This window comes from Oleiphilus sp. HI0123, from assembly GCF_001635315.1.
The window spans coordinates 1-750 of the sequence record NZ_LWGE01000898.1; the positions used below are offsets into that span (position 1 = coordinate 1).

Annotated in this window: 2 protein-coding genes; both read left to right on the top strand. The window is 45.3% G+C overall.

The features are described 5' to 3' along the window. The coding region (locus tag A3761_RS07755; protein WP_304439600.1) for a DNA gyrase C-terminal beta-propeller domain-containing protein at window positions 1–564 on the top strand (564 nt) is incomplete at its 5' end. After that, window positions 557–750, top strand: a 194-nt coding sequence (locus tag A3761_RS07760) for an ACT domain-containing protein (protein WP_156491728.1), incomplete at its 3' end; no start/stop codon positions are given. The genes A3761_RS07755 and A3761_RS07760, both read left to right, overlap by 8 nt.

A 750-nucleotide genomic window follows, 5' to 3' on the forward strand; every position in this document is an offset into this window, starting at 1 on the left:
CCCTTGACCGGTAAGATCAACCCGCCTTCGGGCGCAACGTTTAAAGCGGTCGTGCTTGGTGAACCGGATCAGAAACTATTGATGATGAGCAGTGCTGGCTACGGCTTTATTAGCAATATTTCTAACTTGCAGAGCAAGAATAAAGCCGGTAAGGCTGCTTTGTCCTTGCCTAAAGGGGCGGAAGTTATGTCTCCTCAAATGCTAGGCACTGTTGAGGGCAATTATATCGCAGCAGTGAGTAACGAAGGACGGATGTTGGTCTTTCCCGTGAAGGATCTGCCAGAACTGGCGAAGGGAAAGGGTAACAAGATAATCAGTATTCCTTCTGCTCGAGTTCAAAGTGGTGAGGAGTGGTTGGTGTCCGTGGCAATTTTTGCTGAAGATGATCATTTAGTGATTCATTCAGGCAAGCGTCACTTGAAGTTAAAATTCTCAGACTTAACGCATTATGTCGGAGAACGTGGCAGGCGAGGGCATAAGCTTCCTAGAGGGCTGCAGAAAGTTGATCGCATGGAAGTTGTAAAAAATGAGCCTAAGCAGGCAAAAGGTGAAGTAATTGAGTGAAATTATTCTGATTAATGTTTCAGGGCGTGATAAGTCCGGCTTAACCTCTGAAATTACAGGTATTATGGCGCAATATGAATTGAATATTCTGGATATTGGCCAAGCTGTTATTCATGATCACCTTACCTGGGGGATTCTGGTTGAAGTGCCAAATGAAGGCAGTTCTTCTGGAGTGATGAAGGAGCT